The sequence below is a fragment of the Rhodospirillaceae bacterium genome (genome assembly GCA_028819475.1).
In the GTDB taxonomy this organism is placed as follows: domain Bacteria; phylum Pseudomonadota; class Alphaproteobacteria; order Bin65; family Bin65; genus Bin65.
Window position 1 is genome coordinate 272,797 of record JAPPLJ010000030.1, and the last position, 19,002, is coordinate 291,798.

The following is a 19,002-nucleotide window of genomic DNA, read 5'->3' on the forward strand; positions in this document are numbered from 1 at the left end:
CGCAGGAGACGGCCGGCGGGCCTGGCCGCGGCGTCGGCGAACTGCGGCTACGCGACCCGGCGCTGCTCGACCGGGCGTTCGCCGAGCGCCTGCAGGGCGGGCATCACGCCCGAGGCGAAGCGGTCCATATTGGCGTCGGTCAGCTCGGCCGGCAGGGTGCCGAACTGGAGCAGCGCGATCAGGTTGCCGAAGCCCATGTCGCCGAAATAGTCGATCAGCCGGTCGCGCACGGTCGCCGCGCTGCCGCAGACCATCATGCCCATCTCCATCGCAGGCACGATGGCGAGGTCCCCGAACATGGCCTTCTTGGCAACGGCGATCCGCTTCATCGACGCGCGCGAGGTATAGCCCGGCGGCAGCAGGAACTCGATCGGCATGCGGGCGAAGCAGTTACGGAAATTCTCGAAATGCGGCTTCGCCTCGGCGACTGCGCTTTCGTCGGTCTCGCCGACATAGATCGGCACCGCCCAGCCGAGCTGGCTGTCGTTGGCGACATAGCCGTATTCCTGCGCCCGGACGCGGTAGAGATCGAGATATTTCTTCACCGCCGCGGCCGGGCTGAAGGTTTGCAGATAGGTGTAGCGCCGGTCCGGATGGGCGGCGAAGTCGATGGTCTCCTGGCTGCCCTGGGACGGAATCCAGACCGGCGGGTGCGGCTGCTGGTAGGGCCGGGGCCAGGTGTTCACATAGCGGTGCTTGTAGTGCTTGCCGGAGAATTCGAACGGCCCGGTCTCGGTCCAGGCCCGGATAATCAGGTCGTGGGCCTCGTGGAAGCGCTCGTGGCTCGATGTCGGGTCGACGCCGAAGACGTGGTACTCCGCGCCGATGCCGCGCACGAAGCCGGTGATGAGCCGGCCGCGGGTCAGCGTGTCGATCATCGCGTGCTCCTCGGCCAGCGTCAGCGGATGCTGGCGCAGCGGCAGCGCGCTGCCGAGGATGCAGATCTTGACCCGGTGGGTGCGCCGGGCGAGCGACGACGCCATGACGATGGGCGACGGCATCATGCCGTAGGCGGTCTGGTGGTGCTCGTTCACGCCGATGCCGTCGAAACCCAGTTCCTCGGCCCGTTCGAGCTGGTTCAGATAGCGCTCGTAGAGCATCGCGCCCTTCTCCGGGTCGTAATGCCGGTTCGACAGCTTGACCCAGGAGGTGCCGACCTTCCGGACCTCGTCGAGATCGACTTCGGCATAGGGCATCAGGTGGAAGAAGAAGACCTTCATGGCTCACTCTCCTTGCGCATGGGCCTCGATGGCGGCAACCAGCGCATCGGCCTTCTCGATATGCAGGAAATGGCCGCCTCGGGCACGACGGTGACGCCGGCGCCGGGAATCATACCGGCGATGGCTTCGGCGTGATCGGCGGACAGGATGTTGTCGTGGGCACCCCAGACGATATGCGTCGGCACGTCGATCCGGTGCAGCCATTTCGGCAGATGGGGATCGTGCAGCCGCGGTTCCCAGGCGAGGCGGGCGAAGGACGACCGGTTCTTGAGCCAGATATCGTCGGCCTCGACCGCTTCGGGCAGCCGGGCGATCGCGGCCTCGGCAAACGCCCGGTCGTGGAAGCCCTGCCGGAAGGTCTCCTCCGGCGACCAGGCGAAGGGATCGCCGGTCGCCAGCCCCGGCACATGGACGCCGGCCGGGCAGACCAGGGTCAGGCTGGCCAGCCGGGCGGTGCTGCGGACGGCCACTTCCATCGCGATCCAGCCGCCGAGCGACATGCCGGCCAGATGCACCCCGGCGAGATCGAGATGCTCAAGGAAATCGAGGTAGAAGTAGGCGACGTCGTGGATGTTGTCGAACCAGTCCGGCTCGTCCGATCCGCCGAAGCCGGGATGCTCCGGCGCGATCAGGTCGTAGCGCTCGGCAAGCCGCGTCATGAACGGCAGTTCGATGCCGCCGCCCCCGGCGCCGTGCAGGAACAGGAGCGGCGGGCCGCTGCCGCCGCGCAGCAGGCTGACGGTGCAATCGCGGACGGTCTCGGTCGAATTCGTTAGCTTGGACACTGGGACGATCTCACTCCGGTTTGCGGTTCGGACAATACGCTGCCGGCAAGGGATCAGCCCGCTGTGCAGCCGCCGTCGATGGGAATGGCGGTACCGGTGATGATGCTGCCGCCGTATCGCGACCGGCGGGCCGAAGGCGCGATGCGCTATCTGAAGCGGTTCTACTACGACACCGCACTGTCGGCGTCGCGCTATCCGCTGAACTGCCTCCGGGAACTCTTCGGTTCGGATTATGCGTTCGTTCCGAAAGCGGTCGTCGAAGCAATCGTCCTGCGCCCTCACGCGGCGGCGTAGTCCACCGGGGTGCCGTGCCAGCCTTCCCAGCGCTTCTGCCAGTAGCGGTCGTGCAGCGCGCGGGTCAGCGGTCCGGGGCCCGGACCGCCGGCGAGCGCGACACCGTCGACGCTGTTGAGCGGTACGATCCCGCCGGCGCTCGAGGTCAGGAAAGCCTCGTCCGCCTGCATCAACTCGGCCACGGCAACCTTGCGCACCTCGACCTCGCGGCTGAGATCCCGGACGAGCTCCAGCGCCGTCATGCGGGTGATGCCTTCCAGGCACCAGTCCTCGGGGGTCGCCACGGTGCCGTTGCTGACCACGAAGATGTTGGAACCGGGCGCCTCGGTGAGGTTGCCCGCGCCGTCGGTGAGCAGCGACCACTCGGCGCCGCGGTCGCCGGCCTCGAACAGGGACATCGCGAAATCGAGGCCGTTCAGGTTCTTGGCGCGGGGATCGACCGAACTCGGGGGAATCCGGAAATACTCCCGACTGACGACCGCGTCGGCGCCCCGCGAACGGCGTTCGTCGTCGGCGATGAAGACATAGGGGATAGCGTAGGCGAAGAAGCGGTTGGCGAAGTTCGCCGGGTCCGTGCGGTCCGCGGCGCGCTGCGGCGTCGCCCCGCGGGTCACGCCCCACCAGACATAGGCGTCCCGGTATCCGGCCAGCGCCACCAGGCGGTTGAGGACGGCCCGTTCCTCTTCGGCCGCGAGCGGGTTGGTCAGCCGCACGCGCTTGCAGGAGGCGGCGAAGCGCCGCTGGTGATCGGCGAGGCGGAAGAAGGACCCGCGGCTCACCGAGACGACGTCGTAGACCGCATCGCCGCGGTTGAATCCGAGGTCGGCGATCGGCACGCCCGCCCGGTCGAGCGGCGTGAACCGGTCGATGACGTAAGCCGCGCCGCCTGCGTATGCCGCGTCGTGCGGCATGCGCCGGTGCTCCGGGCGAGTCGCCATGATCTCCTGCACGGGCAGCAGCGATGGCGCGGCAGCGGCGTGCGCCCGGTGGTCGGCGGCAAGCGTTTGCGCCATGATCGGTCTCCCTGTTTCGTGCGCCGGGTGTCGTGTGCCGTCCGGCCGATAGCCGGTTGTCTCCTGAAATGGGGTGTACTGCAAATCGGATGCGTTCAACCATGACGAAAGGCGTCGGCCGAGCCGGCCCCGGCGTGGCGCCGAACCCGGCAATGCACTAGCATTCGATCCGGAACAGGGCCGAAGGCCGGGAGATGCATGGAATGACCGACCCGCGCGAGCGCCTCTTCCGCCGCTTCGACGAACTCGGCATCGACGCCGTCGCGGTGCCCTATCCGGCGCACCGGACCGTCGAAGAGGGCAAGGCGCTGCGCGGCGACATGGCCGGGACGTTCACCAAGAACCTTCTGCTGAAGGACAAGAAGGGCCGCCTGTTCCTGATCGTCGCCCATGAGGACCAGGACCTCGATCTCAAGACGCTGCACAAGCGCCTTGGTGCGAACGGCCGCATGGGGTTCGCGCCCGCCGATCTGGTGGAACGCGTGCTCGGCGTCATGCCCGGCGCGCTGACGCCGCTCGCGGTGCTGAACGACGACCGGGGCCAAGTGACCGTCGCGATCGAAGCCGGTCTGATGGATGCCGGCCAACTGAATTTTCACCCGCTGGTCAACACCGAGAGCATCGGCCTCGAACCGGCGGAACTGGTGGCCTTCATCGCCTCGTGCGGACGCGCGGCCATCGCTGCGGACCTCGGCGGCATGGCGGACGTCGGTCCGCTGAACTAGACCGGCATTCTCTGCGCGGTTAAGGCCCGCATAACGGGCCTCCGGTGCGGCATCGCTGTCAGGCCGCGCGGCCGGACTGTTCGCCCATAATCAGGTCGACCATCAGGTCGAGGCAGCGTTCGAGCCGGCGCGACGGCCCGACCAGAACATAGTTCACGGCGAAGCCGTCGAACGCCATGAACAGGATATGGGCAAGCGCCGTATCCTGCAGTTGCCGGGCGCGGTCTTCCGGCAGGCAGGACAGGATCAGGTCCGCAATGCGGTGCTCGGCCCAGAGCAGCAGGTCGCGCGAATAGCGGCCCTCGCGGCCCGAGACCGCCAGTCCCTCGACGAAGGTGTTGCCGAAGGCGCCGTCGGCGGCCGGAAACGTCTTCCAGAGCGTGGCAACGATGATCCGCAACCGTTGCCGAGGATCGGCGATTTCCGCCGCCTCGGCTTCGAGCGCCCTGATCTGGTCGCGCAGCCAGGGGCCGTAGATGGCGAACAGGATATCCAGCTTGGAATCGAAATAGACATAGACGTTCGACGGCGAGATGCCGGCCCTCTTGGCGATGCCGCGGATCGTCGTCGCGGCATAGCCCCGCTCCTCGAATTCCCGGCGGGCGCTGTCGACAATGCCGGTGCGGACATCTTCCTTCTTCGTTTGCGCCATGGCCGAATCGATCTTGACTTGCCTGCCGGAAAAACCGCACCTTGGGGCTATAAACGAACAGCGTTCTTTTATGCAACGCCCCCCGGTCTGCGGGCAAGGGGCCGGGCGGGCGAAGACCGGCGACGGAGGGAGACGGAACATGGTGCATTTCAATCAGCGCGCGCAGGAGGTCAATCCGGCCAAGCTGGCCATGCTGTACAAGCGCCAGTTCGAGCTGTGCCGGATCAAGGAAGGCGAGACGATCGCCTGCGTCTCGGACCTGTCGACCCGGCGCGAATATATCGAGGCCGCCTTCGCCGCGGCCGACGAGCTGGGCGCCGACATCTACGAGATGTGCGTCAACAGCATCCCGTCCTGGACCCGGGTCGGCGTCGGGACCATCGGCCGATGCAAGGGCACGCTGGAGGCGGCCAAGGCGGCCGACATGATCGTCATCTTCCACGTCCCGCTGTTCACCCGCTGGCTCAAGGACGTGACCGAAGCCGGCACGAGGGTGCAGATGATCATCGATGCGCCCGACGATCTCGAACAGCTCATGGCGCCGGAGGGCCTGAAGGAGGCCTGTCTCTACGGCGACGCGCTCTACAGCAAGACGAAGACGGCCCGCGTGATCAGCGACGCCGGCACGGACCTCACCTGGGAATGCGGCGAATATCCGGTGATGACGCAATACGGCTTTGCCGACGAGCCGGGCCGCTTCGACCACTGGGGCGGCGGCCATATCCACACCTTCCCCAACGAAGGCTCGGCCAACGGCACGGTCGTGCTCGCGCCGGGCGACATCGTGATCCTGCCCTACTGCCGCTATATCCAGGACGAGGTCCGCCTCACCGTCGAGGACGGCTATATCCGCAAGGTCGAGGGTGGGCTGGACGCCAGGCTGATGCAGGACTGGCTGGACGACAACCGGGAAGACGAGAACGACATGGACCCCTATGCCATCTCGCATCTCGGCTGGGGCCTGAACCCGCAGGCGCTGTGGTACGGCATCGCGCTGAACGGCGACGAGCCGGAGCGCAGCCGGGCGGCGGCGCGGACCTTCCCGGGCAATTTCCTGTTCTCGACCGGGCCGAACACCCAGGGCGGCGGCAAGCGCAACACCCGCGGCCACTACGACGTGCCGATGCGCGACTGCACGATGATGCTCGACAACAAGGTGATCATCGAGAAGGGGCGGATCGTCGATCCCGCGATGATCGTGCCGCGGGAAATGCGCTAGCCGGCGCGGCGCTTCCGCTTCGCGGCCATGAAAATCGCCGACAGTTTCGTCGTCGCGGCGCCCGTGGAACGGACCTGGCGGGCGATCCGCGATCCGCAGGTCGTCGGCGCCTGCCTGCCCGGCTGCGAAGAGATCGAGGCCGTGTCGCCGACGCTCTACCGCGCCCGGATCGGCGTCAAGCTCGGGCCGATCGCGGCCAAATTCGCCGCCGAGGTCGAAGTGCTCGAGGAGGAGCCGCCCGTCAGGGTCGTGACGGTGACGCGGGGCGAGGAAGGCGGCCGTGCGAGCAACCTGCGCTCGGACAACATCCTGACCCTGGCGCCAGCGGAGGACGGCGGAACGCGGGTATCTTATGAAGCGGACATGACGGTTACCGGCCGGCTTGCCAAATTCGGTTTCGGGGTGATGAAGAAGAAGGCGCAGGCGCTGGCCTCGGAATTCGCCGGCAATCTCGAAGCCCGCGTCAACGAAGCGGCATCCGGCGGATAAGCGGCGATGGAATTCGTCAGGCCTGACAGTATCGACGCCGCGGTCGCCGCCCTGCAGGCGGACGGCGCGGCCTGCCTTGCCGGCGGCGCGACCCTGGTGGCGATGATGAACGCGGACCTGGTCGCGCCGGTCCGGCTGGTCTCCCTGCGCGACGTGGCCGGGCTGCGCGATGCGGCCCGCCAGCCGGACGGAACGGTCGTCATCGGCGCCATGCGCCGCCATCGCGAGACCGCGGAGGAAACCGACCTGCGCGACGGCCAGCGGGCGCTGAGCGAGGCCGCGGCGCAAATCGCCAACCCGCCGGTCCGCAACATGGGCACCATCGGCGGTTCCTGCGCCTTCGCCGATCCGGCGGCCGATTATCCACCCGCGCTGCTCGCTGCCGATGCGCGGTTCTCGCTGATCGGCGCCGAGGGCCGCCGCACCGTCCCGGCCGGCGATTTCTTTCTCGACTGGTACGAAACCGCGCTCGAACCGGGCGAACTGATCGAATCCGTCATTTTGCCTCCGGCGCCGGCGGGAACGGTCGGCAGCTATACGAAACTGGCGCGGGTCGCCGGCGATTTCGCCATCGCTTCGGTCGCGCTGGTGCTCGGCATGGACGGCGGGGCCTGCACCCATCTGGCGGTTGCCGTCGGCGCCTGCGGACCGGCGCCGGTGCGGCGGCGCGATGTCGAGGCGGACCTGATCGGCGGCGGCCTGGACGATACAGAAATCCGGCGGCTGACCGATGCGCTGGCCGAAGCGTTCGACCCGGTCGACGATGTGCGCGCCAGCGCCGATTACCGCCGCCGGGTCGCGCCGCGGATGGTCCGGCAGGCCATTGTCGAGGCGCAGCAAAGACTGTCGGAGACGCCATGACCGGCGAACCCGTCACGCTCCCCGTCACACTTCGGGTCAACGGCGCCGACCGGCCGGTCGCGGCGGTGGCGCCGTGGACGACGCTGCTCACCGTCTTGCGCGACGACCTCGGCCTTACCGGCGCGAAGCGCGGCTGCAACCAGGGGGTGTGCGGCGCCTGCACCGTGACGATCGACGGCGAGCCGGTGCGCAGCTGCCTGTCGCTGGCGCTCAACTGCGCGGACCGGGACATCGTGACCGTCGAAGGCCTGGTCCCGGCGGGGGCGCCGGCGGGCGCGCTGGCGCCGGTCCAGCAGGCCCTGGCGGAAGGCAACGCCGTGCAATGCGGCTTCTGCACGCCCGGCATCCTGATCTCGGCCCATGCCCTGTTGCGCCGCAACGCGCCGCTGACGGTCGACGAGGTGCGGGCGGGCCTGTCCGGCAACCTGTGCCGCTGTTCCGGCTACAAGAAGATCGTCGAAGCCGTCGTGAGCGCTTCGGAGGCGCGGCCGTGACCCCGCTCGATACAGCTGCGACCGGCGTCGGCAGCAGCCTGCCCCGGCTCGATGCCCGGGAAAAGGTCACTGGCCGGGCAACGTATATCGCAGACATGGTCTGGCCCGGCATGCTGCACGCTGCGATCCACGCCAGCCCGCATGCCCATGCCCGCATCCTCGGATACGACACGAGCGCCGCCCTCGCCGTGCCGGGCGTTGCCTGCGTGCTGACCGGCGACGATTTCCCGGACGGCCGCATGGGCGCCTTCATCAAGGACGAGCCCGCCATCGCCAAGGGCAAGGTGCGCTATCCGGGCGAGCCGGTCGCCGTCGTCGCCGCTGAGGACGAGGAGACGGCGCGCCGGGCGGCGGCGCTGATCCGGGTCGACTACGAGGACCTGCCCGTCGCCGCCACGCCGGAGGAAGCCGTGGCGCCGGATGCGCCGCTCATCCACGAGGGGCTGGCGGACTATTTCAAGGTCTTTCCGGCCATCTGCGGCGGCAATGTCGCCTCGGAGACCGAACTGTCGGAAGGCGATGTCGACGCCGCCTGGGCGGATTGCGACGTGATCGTCGAGGGCGACTTCGAGACGCCGGCCCAGGCGCATCTCTCCATCGAGCCGGTCGGCGCGCTGGCGGAGGTCGATGCCGAGGGCCGGGTCACCCTGTGGTCGGCCAACCAGTCGGTGTTCCGGGTCCAGGCCAATGTCTGCGAGGCCCTGCAACTGCCGATGTCGAAACTGCGCTGCCTCACGCCCAAGGTCGGCGCCGGCTTCGGCAACAAGATGGAGCCGCACGTCCAGCCGCTCGTCGTCCAGCTGGCGCTCAGGACCGGCCGTCCGGTGAAGCTGATTCTCAACCGGACCGAGGATTTCGAGACGGTGCGCGCGCGCCACCCGTTCAAGATCCGCTGCAAGACCGGCGCGAAGAAGGACGGCACGCTGGTGGCGCGCGAACTGACCGCCGTGCTGGACTGCGGCGCCTATGGCGACGACAGTCCCGGCGTGCTCGGCTACAGCCTGCTGATGAGCCGCGGGCCCTACCGCATCCCGCACTGCCGCGCCTCCGGCAAGCTGGTCTACACCAACCGCATGCGCTTCGGCGCGTTCCGCGGCTTCGGCAATCCCCAGGTCACCTTCGCGACCGAAAGCCAGATCGACGAGATCGCCGGCCGGCTCGGCATGGACCCGCTCGACCTGCGCATGAAGAACAGGATGCAGCCCGGCGACCGCTGGTTCGGCGGCGGCGAGGTCGCCTCCAACGGACTGGCGGAATGTATCGAGAAGGCGAAGGCGGCGGCGGGCTGGGCGCGGGGCCGGGAGCCGCCGGCGCCGCCGGGCAAGCGGCGCGCGCTGGGCGTTGCGGCCTGCGCCCATATCAGCGGCCTGCTGGCGACCGGCGCCATCGTCCGTCTGCTCGAGGACGGCTCGGTCGTGCTCAACACCGGCGCGGTGGATATCGGCCAGGGCTCCGACACAGTGCTGACCCAGATGTGCGCCTCGGCGCTGAAGGTTCCGGTCGACCGGGTGGCGATCGCCAGCCCGGATACCGACGGTTCGCCCTACAACTGGGGCACGACGGCGAGCCGCATCACCTACACGACCGGGCGCTCGGTCGTCGCGGCGGCGGACAAGGTGGCGGAGCAGATCAAGCGCCACGCCTCGGAGATTTTCGAATGCGCCGTCGAGGACCTGGAACTGCGCGACGGCGGCCGGGTCGGCATCAAGGGCGTGCCGGACAAGGAGCTGAGCTTCTTCGAAGTCTCCGGCCGGGCGCACTGGGCCGCCGGCGGCCCCATCGTCGGCACCGATACCTGGGTCTACAACCAGCCGAGCGTCGATCCGAAACGGGCCGTCGCCAGGGGCCTGCCGTTTCCCCAGATCGGGGTCTACAGCTTCGGCTGCATGATCGCGGCGATCGAAATCGACGAGACGACCGGCAAGGCCGAAGTCGCCGAGGTCTGGTCGGCGATGGATGTCGGCAAGGCGATCAATCCCGGCTCGGTCGAGGGGCAGATCGAGGGCGGCTTCGTCCAGGGCATGGGCTTCGCGCTGACCGAGGAGATGGTGTTCGACGGGCCGCGCCTCGCGAACCCGTCGATGATGGACTACAAGGCGCCGACATCGCTCGATGCGCCGTTCGATATCCATTCCATCATCGTCGAGGCCGCGGAACCCGGCGGGCCGTTCGGCGCCAAGGGGATCGGCGAGATCGGGCTGGTGCCGGTGCCGGCGGCGATCGCCAATGCGGTGGCGGCGGCGATCGGCACGCGGCTGCGCCGGCTGCCGCTGACGCCGGAGCGGGTGCTGGACGGGATGCTGGAGGGCGGCGATGAGGATTGACGACTATCCCGCGCAGGAGCCGCTCTCGGATTTCGCCCGGCCCTATCACGAAGAGGTGCTGCGCCGCGCCGGGGGCGTTGCCTACGAAGAATTCCGCTATGGCGGCAACGCCTATCAGAGCGTGCTGGTGGCTCGGGCCGCGGCGCCGACCGGCGACGTGCTCGCCTTCATCCACGGCGGCGGCTGGACCAACGGCTACAAGGAATGGATGGCCTTCATGGCGCCGGCGCTGACCGCACGCGGCGTGACCTTCGCCTCGATCGGCTACCGGCTGGCGCCGGGCACCCTGTTCCCAGACGGCTTCCACGATGTGCTCGACGGCTTTGCCGCGCTGCGCGGCCGGATCGGCGGTGTCGGCGGCGATCCCGGCCGGATGTTCGTCGGCGGCCACTCGGCGGGCGGCCACTACAGTGCGCTGATGGCGGTGACGGACGGATGGCAGGCGGCGCGCGGGTTGCCGCCGGATGCCGTGCGCGGCTGCCTGCCGGTCTCCGGCGTGTTCGACTTCCGGCCCGGCAACGGCATGTCGGCGCGCCCGCGTTTCCTCGGCCCGGAGGAGTCCGGCGCCGAGACGCCGGCCAGCCCGGTCGCCAATATCGAACGCACCCCGCCTTTCCTGCTGGCCTGGGGCAGCGCGGATTTCCCGCATTTGCGCACCCAGGGGCAGGCGATGGCCGACGCCCTCGAAGCGGCCGGCGGCAGCGTCGAAACCATGATCCTCGACGGCTGCGACCACCTGGAGGCCAGCCTCGAAACCGGCAACCCGGCCGGCCTGTGGCCCGAACGCGCCGCGGCCTGGATGGCGGAGCAGGGGTAGAGCCGGGACTATCGAGACCGGCTTTAGAGGGTGGCGCGAAATCCCCCAATTCCTCCCCCTCTGATAGAGTATTCCCCTGCGAAAAGCCGTGAGCCGGGTCGGTTTCCAAAAATATTTCCTTTTTTTCGATAATTTTCCTTGACACGGGTCATCCCGCGCCCTATATCGGCCCCGTCAACGCCCGAAGTGCGCCTGCCGCGGCCGGCCGACGCCCCTCCCGAAAAGAAGCAAACGAAGAAACCGGCGGAGGACCGTGCGGGACCGTTCCGCTCTTCCCGCTTTCCGGCCCGCCGCCGCCAGCCGGCCATCCTGTGCGCCGCCCCAAGCGCCATTGGGCTTGACGGCCGGACCCCGTCCGGTTCGACCCTCCGATTCCGCCGGGCCATGCTGGCCCCGATCCTGGCCCCTGATCCTGCCTGGCGGTGCCGCTCTGGTGTCGACCGGCGCTGCCGCTCGGCCGGGAGGCTGGAAAATTTCCTATCCGGATTGATTTTGCGCATTCCCGAAGGGCGTGTTTCCAACGATTCCAAAGGGTTAGGGCTGCCGGGTGCAAAAAAACATATTATTTAGAACGGTCTGTCTAATACCAAAAACAGAGCAATTTCAAAGACTTAGGGAAACTGATTTTGAACATTTATTCAAAATCAGGCCGTTTTCCGGCCTCCAGCCCGTCCGGCGCACCCTTTCGCAGAGGAATCCTCTGAAGAGGGGGAAGGAAATTATCTGATTCTTGTCGATATTCACGAATGCCGCGCTTCGCGCCATGCGCCGTTCGCGGCGGCCGAGGCGGCCAGCGCTTCCATGACGGCGACGTTGGAAATTGCCTCCTCCGGCGTCACGGCGACCTTGCCTTCGCCGCGAATCGCCGCCGCAAAACGGGCGAGTTGTTCTGCCACCGTATCGACCGGTTCGACGGGCAGCGCTTCGATCGTCCCGTCGATGCGAAGGCGGGTCAGGCGTGCGAAGTCGTCGCTTGCGGTGAAGATCCCGTTCGTGGTGCAGACCCGCAGCCAGGCGTCGAGCGACGTCGCGAACAGGCTGGTGAGAGTCGCGGTCAGGCCCGAGTCGAATTCGAGCAGCGCGGTCGTGGCATCGTCGATATCCACCGGCGCGGCGGCCCGGCGTGCCAGGCAGCTGACCCGGGCGACCGGGCCGAACAGCCACTGCATCGTATCGACGATGTGCAGCCCCATGGAGGCCATCCCGCCGCCCGGCGCTTCCGCGCGCTGCGCCCGCCACATGTCCGGGCGGTAGGCGAGAGCGCTCGGGCTGGAGAAATGGCCTTCGAGATGGAGCACCGTTCCGAAAGCCCCCTCCTCCAGCAGGCCGCGCAACCGTGTTGCCGCGCCGCTCAGCCGCCGGTTGTGCCCGACGGCGAGCACGGCGCCGGCTTCGCGGCAGGCCGCGGCCGCCGCCCGGCCGCTCGCCGCGGTAAGCGTGAACGGTTTCTCGACGAAGACATGCCTGCCGGCACGGCCCGCGGCCGCGACCTGTTCGGCGTGCAGCGAATGCGGCGTGGCGATCAGCACGGCGTCGACCGCAGGATCGGCCAGCGCGTCGGCGAAAACCGGCCCGGCAGGGCAGCCAAAGTCCTGCGCGAAGGACCTCCGCTCTTCGGCATCGGGCGAGACGCCGGCGACGAGATCGAGGCCGGGGACATGGCCGGCCGCGCGCGCCAGTTCGCGGCCCCACCAGCCCAGCCCGATAACGGCAACCCCGATTCCCACGGCTTTCTCCCCCCGGCCCGTTTCCCGGCCCGTTTCCTGGCCCGTTTCCGGGCGCCAGGCCGGTGTATCATGGCTGCCGGCGCCGGGTGAATTCAATAAAAGAACGCTGTTCGGTATTGACCGCGGGCGCAGAACCCGGTGAAGTGCGAACGGAGCGCTCTTCGGCCGCCGATCCCCCGGCGGCCGGACCAGAAACGGGAGGATTGCGCATATGAGGAAATTCGTTGGAGCTTTGGCGGTTTCGGCCCTTGCGGCTGCGGCCTGGGCGGCGCCGGCGGCGGCAGCCGAGGTCAGGATCGGCTATTCGATCGCCAAGACCGGCCTGTTCGCGCCGGCCGCGCCGTCGCAGATCAACGCCTACAACCTTTGGGCGGAGCAGGTGAACGCCCGCGGCGGCCTGGACATCGGCGGCAAGGAAAGGCGCAAGGTCACGCTGATCCAGTACGACGACCAGTCGAACCCCGGCAACGCGGTGAAGATCTACGAGAAGCTGATCACCCAGGACAAGGTGGACCTGCTGCTCTCGCCCTGGGGCACGCCGCACCACTTCGCCATCGCGTCGGTGCTCGAACGGCACAAGTTCCCGATGATCGGCAGCACGGCCTCCTCGGTCCAGCTGCGCAACATGAAGCCGGGCAACATCTGGTTCACGACCGCGGCGGTGGCCGACAAGCTGGCGACCGCGATGGTCGGGCTGCTCAATTCGGCCGGCGTCAAGTCCGTGGCGGTCCTGACCAACCAGCTTCCCTTCGGCCAGGAAAACAAGAAATTCCTCATGCCGGCCCTGAAGGCCGCCGGGATAAAGGTCCTCGTCGATGCCGATTATCCGCCGAACATCAAGGACATGACGGCCATCCTCGTGAAGGTGAAAGCGGCGAACCCGGACGGCGTGATCGGGCTGGCCTATCCGGGCGACTCCATCCTCTACATCAACAAGGCGCGCGAAGTCGGCATCGCCGCGAAGTTCCAGTATCTGCTGGTCGGGCCGGCCATCGGCTTCTTCCGCGGCATGTTCAAGGGCGCGGCCGACGGCATCGTCACCCTCGGCCACTGGTCGCCGCACGGCGACAACGCCCGGTCGAAGGCGTTCTACGCCGCCTACAAGAAGAAATTCAAACAGGAGCCGGACTATCTCGATTCGGTCGAGGCCTGGGTCTCGGTCGAAATTCTCGAGCAGGCGGTTGCGAAGGCCGGCCTCGACAAGAACAAGCTGCGCCAGGCGATCTCGACCGGCACCTTCGACACCATCATCGGCAAGGTCCGGTTCGACGGCGTGCAGAACGCCGTGACGCCGACCGGCTTCCTGCAGATCCAGAAGGGCGAGCTGCACATCGTCTGGCCGAAAGACCGCCAGACCGCGCCGCTCGCGCCGAAGACCGGTTGGAAATAAGGCGGTTTCGCTTCAGACTGCGTTGTGACGGAGCGGCCTTCGTGCCGCTCCCTCTTTCTGCGAACCGGACCGGATAGCGGAACGTGGAGATTCTCCTGTCGGGGCAGCTCCTGGTGGCGGCCCTGATAATCGGCTCGATCTACGGGCTGGTGGCGCTTGGCCTGAACCTGATCTACGGCACCATGCGGCTGCTGAACATTGCCCATGGCGACCTGGTCATGATCGGCGCCTACACCGGCTACTGGCTGTTTACGCTGGCGGCGGTCTCGCCGGTGCTGGCGATGCTCGCCGCCGGGGCGCTTGCCGGCCTCACCGGCGCGGCGCTCTATTTCGGCCTGTTCCGGCGCCAGCTCGCCGGCAGCCAGCCGATCGAGCGGATCGAGGCCAATTCGCTGCTGATCTTCTTCGGCATCTCGATCGTCATCCAGAACCTCACGGCGCTCGCCTTTACCGCCAGCCCGCGGACCTATCAGGCCCTCGATACCCTGGTCCGCATCGGCGAGGTCAGCATCACCCAAAGCCGCCTCGTCGCCCTGGCGGTCTGCCTCGGCCTGTCCGCCGCCATCGTCCTGTTCCTGCGCTTCAGCGCCCTCGGCCTGTCGATCCGCGCCCTGATCCAGCACCGCACCGCAAGCCGGATCGTCGGTATCGATGTCGACCGGGTGCAGGCGTTCGCCTTCGTGCTCGGCTTCGCGCTCGCCGGACTGGCTGGGACGCTGATCGGCGTGACCGAGCAGATTTCGCCGTTCATGGGCTTCCCCTTCACCATCGTCGCCTTCGTCGTGATCGTCCTGGGCGGGCTGGGCAACCTGGCCGGCGGCATCGCGGCCGGCATGGTGCTCGGCCTGATCGAGACCTACGGCGTCGCGCTGACCTCGGCAAACCTGCGTTCGGTGCTGATCTACGGCGTCTTCATCCTGGTCCTGGTGCTGCGGCCGGAAGGCCTGCTGCAGCGGCGGCGCCTGACATGAGGCTGCTTGCGCCGAGCGAGGCCGTGCCGCTGCTGCTGGTCGCGGCGATCGCCCTGGTCCTGCCGCTGCTCGGCAGCGACTACTATCTCGGCGTCGGCTTCGCCCTGTTCGGCTGGATCGCCCTGGCGCAGAGCTGGACAATCGTCTCCGGCCTGGCCGGCTATATCTCGCTCGGCCATGTCGTGTTCGCCGGCATCGGCGGCTATGTCTTCGTCCTGACCTGGGGCGCGGTGCCGGTCTGGGCCGGCGCCTTGCTCGGCGCCCTGGCGGCCGGCCTGTTCGCCCTGCTGGTCGGCCTGCCGGTGCTCCGGGTGCGCGGGCCCTATTTCGTGATCCTGACCTTCGGCCTCGCCGAGTTCGCCAAATATGTCGTCATCAATATCGAGAACGCGCTCGGCAGGTTCGGCCGTCTGATCCTCGGCGGGCCGCCGCTGGAAACCCTCTACTGGGCGATGGCGGCGCTTGCGCTGGCCGGAACCCTGGCGGTGGTCGCGATCCGCCGCCGGCGCCTCGGCGCCGGCCTGGTGGCGATCCGCGAGGACGAACTGGCCGCGGGCACGATCGGCGTTCCGACCGTGCGCTTCAAGCTGTTCGCCTTCGCGCTGTCGGCCCTGCTGCCGGGCTTCGTCGGCGCCCTGTTCGTCCTGCGCACCGGCTATTTCGAGCCGGCACAGGCGTTCGATCCGGTGGTCTCCTTCACCATCGTCACCATGGCGATCGTCGGCGGCAGCGCGGATGCCCGCGGGCCGGTCTTCGGCGCCCTGTTCCTCGTCGCGCTGTCCGAACTGTTGTGGTCGAACTTCCCGCAGGTCTACATGATCGTCCTCGGCACCTTGCTGGTCGGTTTCGTCCTGTTCGCGCCCAACGGCGTCTCCGGCCTGTTCGAACGCCGCCGGGCGCCGGACGCTGCAACGGCGAGCGGCTAGCGCCATGCTGAGCGTCGAGCGGATCGGCAAGTCCTTCGGCGGCGTCCGGGCGTTGCAGGACGTTTCCTTCGCGGTGCCGGAGCGCAGCATCTTCGGCATCATGGGCGCCAACGGCGCGGGCAAGACCACCCTGTTCGCGATCATCGCGGGCAACCTGACGCCGAGCGCCGGCGCGGTCCGGCTCCGCGACCTGCGGCTCACCGGCCTGCCGCCGCACCGGGTCGCCGCGGCCGGCGTGGCGCGCACCTTCCAGATCGTGCGGCCGTTCCGCAGCCTGTCGGTACAGGAGAATGTCGAAACCGCCCTGCGCTTCGGGGCGCGGGACCGTCCCGCCGCCGCGCCGGCGGACGCCGCCGCCATCCTCGGCCTGACCGGACTCGAGGGCGCGGCCGGCCGTCCCGCGGGCGCCCTGACCCTGGCGCAGCAGAAGCGGCTGGAGGTGGCGCGGGCGCTGGCGACCGGCCCGCAACTTCTGATGCTGGACGAAGTGATGGCCGGCCTCACGCCCGCCGAAGTGCAGGACACGATCGCCATGGTCCGCCGCATCCGGGACGATATGGGCGTTACCGTGATGATCATCGAGCATGTCATGGGCGCGCTGATGGCGCTGTCGGACCACGTCGTCGTGCTGGACCACGGCGAACTGATCGCCTCAGGGCTGCCGGCGCAGGTCGCCGACGATCCGGCGGTCCGGTCCGCCTATCTGGGGCGGCGGCATTGACGGGCGGCGCGCTGCTCGAAGTCGAAGGCCTGACGGGCGGCTACGGCCCGCTCCGGGTGCTGCACGGCATCGATTTCGCGGTGCCGGCGGGGCGGATCACGGCGCTGGTCGGCGGCAACGGCGCCGGCAAGACGACGACCATGGCCATGCTGGCGGGCCTGCTCGCGCCGTCGGCAGGCACGATCCGCTACAAGGGCGACGCGGTCGAAGGCTGGAGCGCGGCGCAGCGGGTCGCCGCCGGCCTCGTCCTGGTGCCCGAAGGCCGGCTGGTCTTTCCCGACATGACGGTGGAGGAAAACCTCCGGCTCGGCGCGATCAACCGGCAGGCGCGGCCCCATGCGGGGGAAGAACTGGAAGGGGTCTATGCCCAATTCCCCCGGCTGGCGGAGCGCCGCCGTCAGGCCGCGGGCACGCTCTCCGGCGGCGAACAGCAGATGCTGGCGCTGGGCCGCGGCCTGATGTCCCGCCCGCGGTTGCTGCTGCTCGACGAACCGAGCCTGGGGCTGGCGCCGGTGATGGTCGACCTGATCTTCGACGCCATCGGCGACCTCGCCGGAGCCGGCATGACGATCCTGCTCTCGGAGCAGAATGTCGGCCTCTCGCTCGAACTCGCCGAGCGGGCCTATGTGCTCGAAAACGGCTCAATCGCACTTGCCGGTTCGGGCCGCGACCTGCTCGGCAACGCCGGGGTCCAGCGGGCCTATCTGGGGTTGTGAACCGGCCTGTCCGAATTTGCGGAATGGCCTAGATTGAGTCCGGCCGCCCGGCGGGCGACAGGCGAGGCGCAACGATGAAACAGGGCTGGATCAAGGCTGTCAGCGTCGACGAACTGCGCCGGAAGGGCCGCACGGTCTTCCGCCTCGACGGCCGCCAGATCGCGCTCTTCGATACCGCGAAGGGCATCCGCGCCTGCAACAACCGCTGCCCGCACGAGGGCTATCCGCTGCGCGAGGGTACGCTCGACGGCAACTGCCTGCTGACCTGCAACTGGCATAACTGGAAGTTCGACCTGGAAACCGGCGAGAACCAGCGCGAGGGCGACCGGCTGCGCATCTATCCGGTCGAAATCCGGGGCGCGGACGTCTGGATCGAGATCGTCGACCCGCCGGTCGACGAGCAGCTGTCGAAGTCTCTCAAGGATCTGAAACAGGGTTTCGACCGCCACGGCTACGACCGGCTCGCCCGCGAGATCGCCCGGATCGCGCGGCTCGGCGTCGATCCCGCGATCGCCGTCAGGGAAGCAATCCGCTGGTCCCACGACCGGCTGGAATTCGGCTGGACCCATGCCTATGCCGGCGCGGCGGACTGGCTTGCGCTCTACGACGAATACGAGGGCGAACCGGAAAGCCGGCTCATCTGCCTGCTGGAGGCGGTCGGCCACATGGCCGAGGACACGCTGCGCGAACCGCGCTACCCCTATGTCGACGGCGCCGAGGACTGGGACGAGGACGCTTTCGTCCGGGCCGTCGAGGAGGAAGACGAGCCCCGCGCCATCCGCCTGACCCGCGGGGCGCTCGCCGCCGGCGACGCCTGGGGCCTCATGGAACGCGGCCTGGCCCGCGCCGCGCTCGCCCACTACGCCGATTTCGGCCATGCCGCGATCTATGTGACCAAGGCCGGCGCGCTGATCCGCCGGCTGGGCGCGGAGGTTGCGGAGCCGGTCCTGCTGTCGCTGGTGCGCGGGCTGGTGACGGCCTTCCGCGAGGACCTGATTCCCGAGTTCCGAGCCTATGCCGACGCCCTGGAGAATTTCGGATCGGCGCCCAACGGTTCGGCGCCCGCTGCGGCGGACTATGCCGGGCTGCCCGCCAACAAGGCGCTCGCCTTCACCGCCGGGCACGGCGCCGCGCCGCCGCTCGAGCTGTTCCGCAGCCTGCTCGGGGCCAACGCCCTCAACATGGTGCGGTTCGACCTCCGCCACCTCGGCGATCTCGACAAACCCTATGGCGGCGATTTCGGCTGGCTCGACCTGACCCACGCGCTCACCTTCGCCGACGCCGTGCTTGGCCTGTGTTCGAAATTTCCGGAACTGTGGCCGGCCGGGCTGTTGCAGATGGCCTGCTTTTCCGGCCGCAACATCGGGCACCAGGACGACACCGTAGACCCGGACGAGTGGACGGTCGCCGACCCGGACGCCTTCTTCGCCGGAGTCGAGCGAACGCTGTTCGACCACGGCCAGGACCGCTACATCGTCTCCGTCCACCTGCTGAAGACGGCGTTGTCGGTGCGCAGCCTGCTGGTCTCGGGGGAATGCGGCCGGTCCGGCGAACTGGCGCTCGCCGCGCTCAACCGCCTGCTGCAATCGCCGCTGCGCCGCAAGATGGTGCGCCGCACGGCCCGCCAGGCCATGCGCTTCGTCGAGATCGATATCTAA

At 68.5% G+C, this 19,002-nt stretch carries 19 protein-coding genes; 14 read left to right on the forward strand and 5 right to left on the reverse strand.

The genetic code is table 11. From position 1 onward, the window contains the following. Positions 1–47: 47 nt before the first annotated feature. Both OXM58_08865 and OXM58_08870 read right to left on the reverse strand, forming a co-directional pair. Complete coding sequence (locus tag OXM58_08865) at positions 48–1,220, reverse strand: LLM class flavin-dependent oxidoreductase (protein MDE0148472.1); 1,173 nt, start codon at positions 1,218–1,220, stop codon at positions 48–50. Continuing rightward, positions 1,217–2,005 carry an alpha/beta hydrolase gene (locus tag OXM58_08870; protein ID MDE0148473.1) on the reverse strand — a complete coding sequence of 263 codons (789 nt, stop codon included), beginning with the start codon at positions 2,003–2,005 and terminating at the stop codon, positions 1,217–1,219. The genes OXM58_08865 and OXM58_08870 overlap by 4 nt, the downstream gene beginning before the upstream one ends. Before the next feature lie 84 nt (positions 2,006–2,089). On the opposite strand from OXM58_08870, the gene OXM58_08875 reads away from it, so the two are divergent. Continuing rightward, on the forward strand, positions 2,090–2,299 hold the full coding sequence (locus OXM58_08875) for a hypothetical protein (protein MDE0148474.1): 210 nt from the start codon (positions 2,090–2,092) through the stop codon (positions 2,297–2,299). On the opposite strand, the gene OXM58_08880 is transcribed toward OXM58_08875, so the two are convergent. Continuing rightward, on the reverse strand, positions 2,284–3,312 hold the full coding sequence (locus OXM58_08880) for an aminotransferase class IV (protein ID MDE0148475.1): 1,029 nt from the start codon (positions 3,310–3,312) through the stop codon (positions 2,284–2,286). The two genes, OXM58_08875 and OXM58_08880, sit on opposite strands and share 16 nt — an antisense overlap. A 203-nt stretch (positions 3,313–3,515) precedes the next feature. Between OXM58_08880 and OXM58_08885 the strand changes: the two genes are divergently transcribed. Continuing rightward, the gene (locus OXM58_08885) at positions 3,516–4,037 is read left to right on the forward strand and encodes a prolyl-tRNA synthetase associated domain-containing protein (protein MDE0148476.1); all 522 of its coding nucleotides are present in this window, start codon (positions 3,516–3,518) and stop codon (positions 4,035–4,037) included. Between the two features lie 58 nt (positions 4,038–4,095). Here OXM58_08885 and OXM58_08890 read toward each other — a convergent pair whose 3' ends face one another. Beyond that, the gene (locus OXM58_08890) at positions 4,096–4,689 is read right to left on the reverse strand and encodes a TetR/AcrR family transcriptional regulator (GenBank protein ID MDE0148477.1); all 594 of its coding nucleotides are present in this window, start codon (positions 4,687–4,689) and stop codon (positions 4,096–4,098) included. Positions 4,690–4,828: 139 nt separating this feature from the next. Here OXM58_08890 and OXM58_08895 point away from each other — a divergent pair, with 139 nt between their 5' ends. From OXM58_08895 to OXM58_08920, 6 genes are read left to right on the forward strand one after another with little or no spacing between them, the layout of a single operon-like run. After that, on the forward strand, positions 4,829–5,908 hold the full coding sequence (locus OXM58_08895) for a hypothetical protein (protein MDE0148478.1): 1,080 nt from the start codon (positions 4,829–4,831) through the stop codon (positions 5,906–5,908). Between the two features lie 27 nt (positions 5,909–5,935). Continuing rightward, complete coding sequence (locus OXM58_08900) at positions 5,936–6,397, forward strand: SRPBCC domain-containing protein (protein ID MDE0148479.1); 462 nt, start codon at positions 5,936–5,938, stop codon at positions 6,395–6,397. A gap of 6 nt (positions 6,398–6,403) precedes the next feature. Beyond that, entirely contained in the window at positions 6,404–7,258 is an 855-nt protein-coding gene (locus OXM58_08905) for a xanthine dehydrogenase family protein subunit M (GenBank protein ID MDE0148480.1), read from the forward strand. Next, positions 7,255–7,752: a (2Fe-2S)-binding protein gene (locus OXM58_08910; GenBank protein MDE0148481.1), complete on the forward strand. Its 498-nt coding sequence runs from the start codon at positions 7,255–7,257 to the stop codon at positions 7,750–7,752. Before OXM58_08905 ends, OXM58_08910 begins: the two co-directional genes overlap by 4 nt. Beyond that, positions 7,749–10,076, forward strand: coding sequence for a xanthine dehydrogenase family protein molybdopterin-binding subunit (locus tag OXM58_08915; GenBank protein MDE0148482.1), 2,328 nt, complete (start codon positions 7,749–7,751; stop codon positions 10,074–10,076). The genes OXM58_08910 and OXM58_08915 overlap by 4 nt, the downstream gene beginning before the upstream one ends. Beyond that, a complete protein-coding gene (locus OXM58_08920) occupies positions 10,066–10,893 on the forward strand; it encodes an alpha/beta hydrolase (GenBank protein ID MDE0148483.1) in 828 nt (275 codons plus the stop codon). The genes OXM58_08915 and OXM58_08920 overlap by 11 nt, the downstream gene beginning before the upstream one ends. 740 nt (positions 10,894–11,633) lie before the next feature. Here OXM58_08920 and OXM58_08925 read toward each other — a convergent pair. Further along, positions 11,634–12,620, reverse strand: a complete 987-nt coding sequence (locus OXM58_08925; GenBank protein ID MDE0148484.1) for a Gfo/Idh/MocA family oxidoreductase — start codon at positions 12,618–12,620, stop codon at positions 11,634–11,636. Between the two features lie 211 nt (positions 12,621–12,831). On the opposite strand from OXM58_08925, the gene OXM58_08930 reads away from it, so the two are divergent. From OXM58_08930 to OXM58_08955, 6 genes are all read left to right on the forward strand, one after another. Beyond that, entirely contained in the window at positions 12,832–14,010 is a 1,179-nt protein-coding gene (locus OXM58_08930) for an amino acid ABC transporter substrate-binding protein (GenBank protein ID MDE0148485.1), read from the forward strand. Positions 14,011–14,093: 83 nt separating this feature from the next. Next, the gene (locus OXM58_08935) at positions 14,094–14,981 is read left to right on the forward strand and encodes a branched-chain amino acid ABC transporter permease (protein ID MDE0148486.1); all 888 of its coding nucleotides are present in this window, start codon (positions 14,094–14,096) and stop codon (positions 14,979–14,981) included. Further along, entirely contained in the window at positions 14,978–15,907 is a 930-nt protein-coding gene (locus OXM58_08940) for a branched-chain amino acid ABC transporter permease (protein ID MDE0148487.1), read from the forward strand. Before OXM58_08935 ends, OXM58_08940 begins: the two co-directional genes overlap by 4 nt. 4 nt (positions 15,908–15,911) lie before the next feature. Then, a complete protein-coding gene (locus tag OXM58_08945; protein ID MDE0148488.1) occupies positions 15,912–16,628 on the forward strand; it encodes an ABC transporter ATP-binding protein in 717 nt (238 codons plus the stop codon). Continuing rightward, positions 16,625–17,344: an ABC transporter ATP-binding protein gene (locus OXM58_08950; GenBank protein ID MDE0148489.1), complete on the forward strand. Its 720-nt coding sequence runs from the start codon at positions 16,625–16,627 to the stop codon at positions 17,342–17,344. The genes OXM58_08945 and OXM58_08950 overlap by 4 nt, the downstream gene beginning before the upstream one ends. Before the next feature lie 74 nt (positions 17,345–17,418). Then, positions 17,419–19,002 (forward strand): Rieske 2Fe-2S domain-containing protein, encoded by a 1,584-nt coding sequence (locus OXM58_08955; protein MDE0148490.1) that lies wholly within the window; start codon positions 17,419–17,421, stop codon positions 19,000–19,002.

Coding starts and splice junctions, on each gene's coding strand:
- OXM58_08940 (MDE0148487.1), top strand. CDS start 14,978: ATGAGGCTGCTTGCGCCGAGCGAGGCCGTGCCGCTGCTGCTGGTCGCG.
- OXM58_08930 (MDE0148485.1), top strand. CDS start 12,832: ATGAGGAAATTCGTTGGAGCTTTGGCGGTTTCGGCCCTTGCGGCTGCG.
- OXM58_08865 (MDE0148472.1), bottom strand. CDS start 1,220: ATGAAGGTCTTCTTCTTCCACCTGATGCCCTATGCCGAAGTCGATCTC.
- OXM58_08910 (MDE0148481.1), top strand. CDS start 7,255: ATGACCGGCGAACCCGTCACGCTCCCCGTCACACTTCGGGTCAACGGC.
- OXM58_08905 (MDE0148480.1), top strand. CDS start 6,404: ATGGAATTCGTCAGGCCTGACAGTATCGACGCCGCGGTCGCCGCCCTG.
- OXM58_08885 (MDE0148476.1), top strand. CDS start 3,516: ATGACCGACCCGCGCGAGCGCCTCTTCCGCCGCTTCGACGAACTCGGC.
- OXM58_08880 (MDE0148475.1), bottom strand. CDS start 3,312: ATGGCGCAAACGCTTGCCGCCGACCACCGGGCGCACGCCGCTGCCGCG.
- OXM58_08920 (MDE0148483.1), top strand. CDS start 10,066: ATGAGGATTGACGACTATCCCGCGCAGGAGCCGCTCTCGGATTTCGCC.
- OXM58_08890 (MDE0148477.1), bottom strand. CDS start 4,689: ATGGCGCAAACGAAGAAGGAAGATGTCCGCACCGGCATTGTCGACAGC.
- OXM58_08955 (MDE0148490.1), top strand. CDS start 17,419: ATGAAACAGGGCTGGATCAAGGCTGTCAGCGTCGACGAACTGCGCCGG.
- OXM58_08895 (MDE0148478.1), top strand. CDS start 4,829: ATGGTGCATTTCAATCAGCGCGCGCAGGAGGTCAATCCGGCCAAGCTG.
- OXM58_08945 (MDE0148488.1), top strand. CDS start 15,912: ATGCTGAGCGTCGAGCGGATCGGCAAGTCCTTCGGCGGCGTCCGGGCG.
- OXM58_08900 (MDE0148479.1), top strand. CDS start 5,936: ATGAAAATCGCCGACAGTTTCGTCGTCGCGGCGCCCGTGGAACGGACC.
- OXM58_08875 (MDE0148474.1), top strand. CDS start 2,090: ATGGCGGTACCGGTGATGATGCTGCCGCCGTATCGCGACCGGCGGGCC.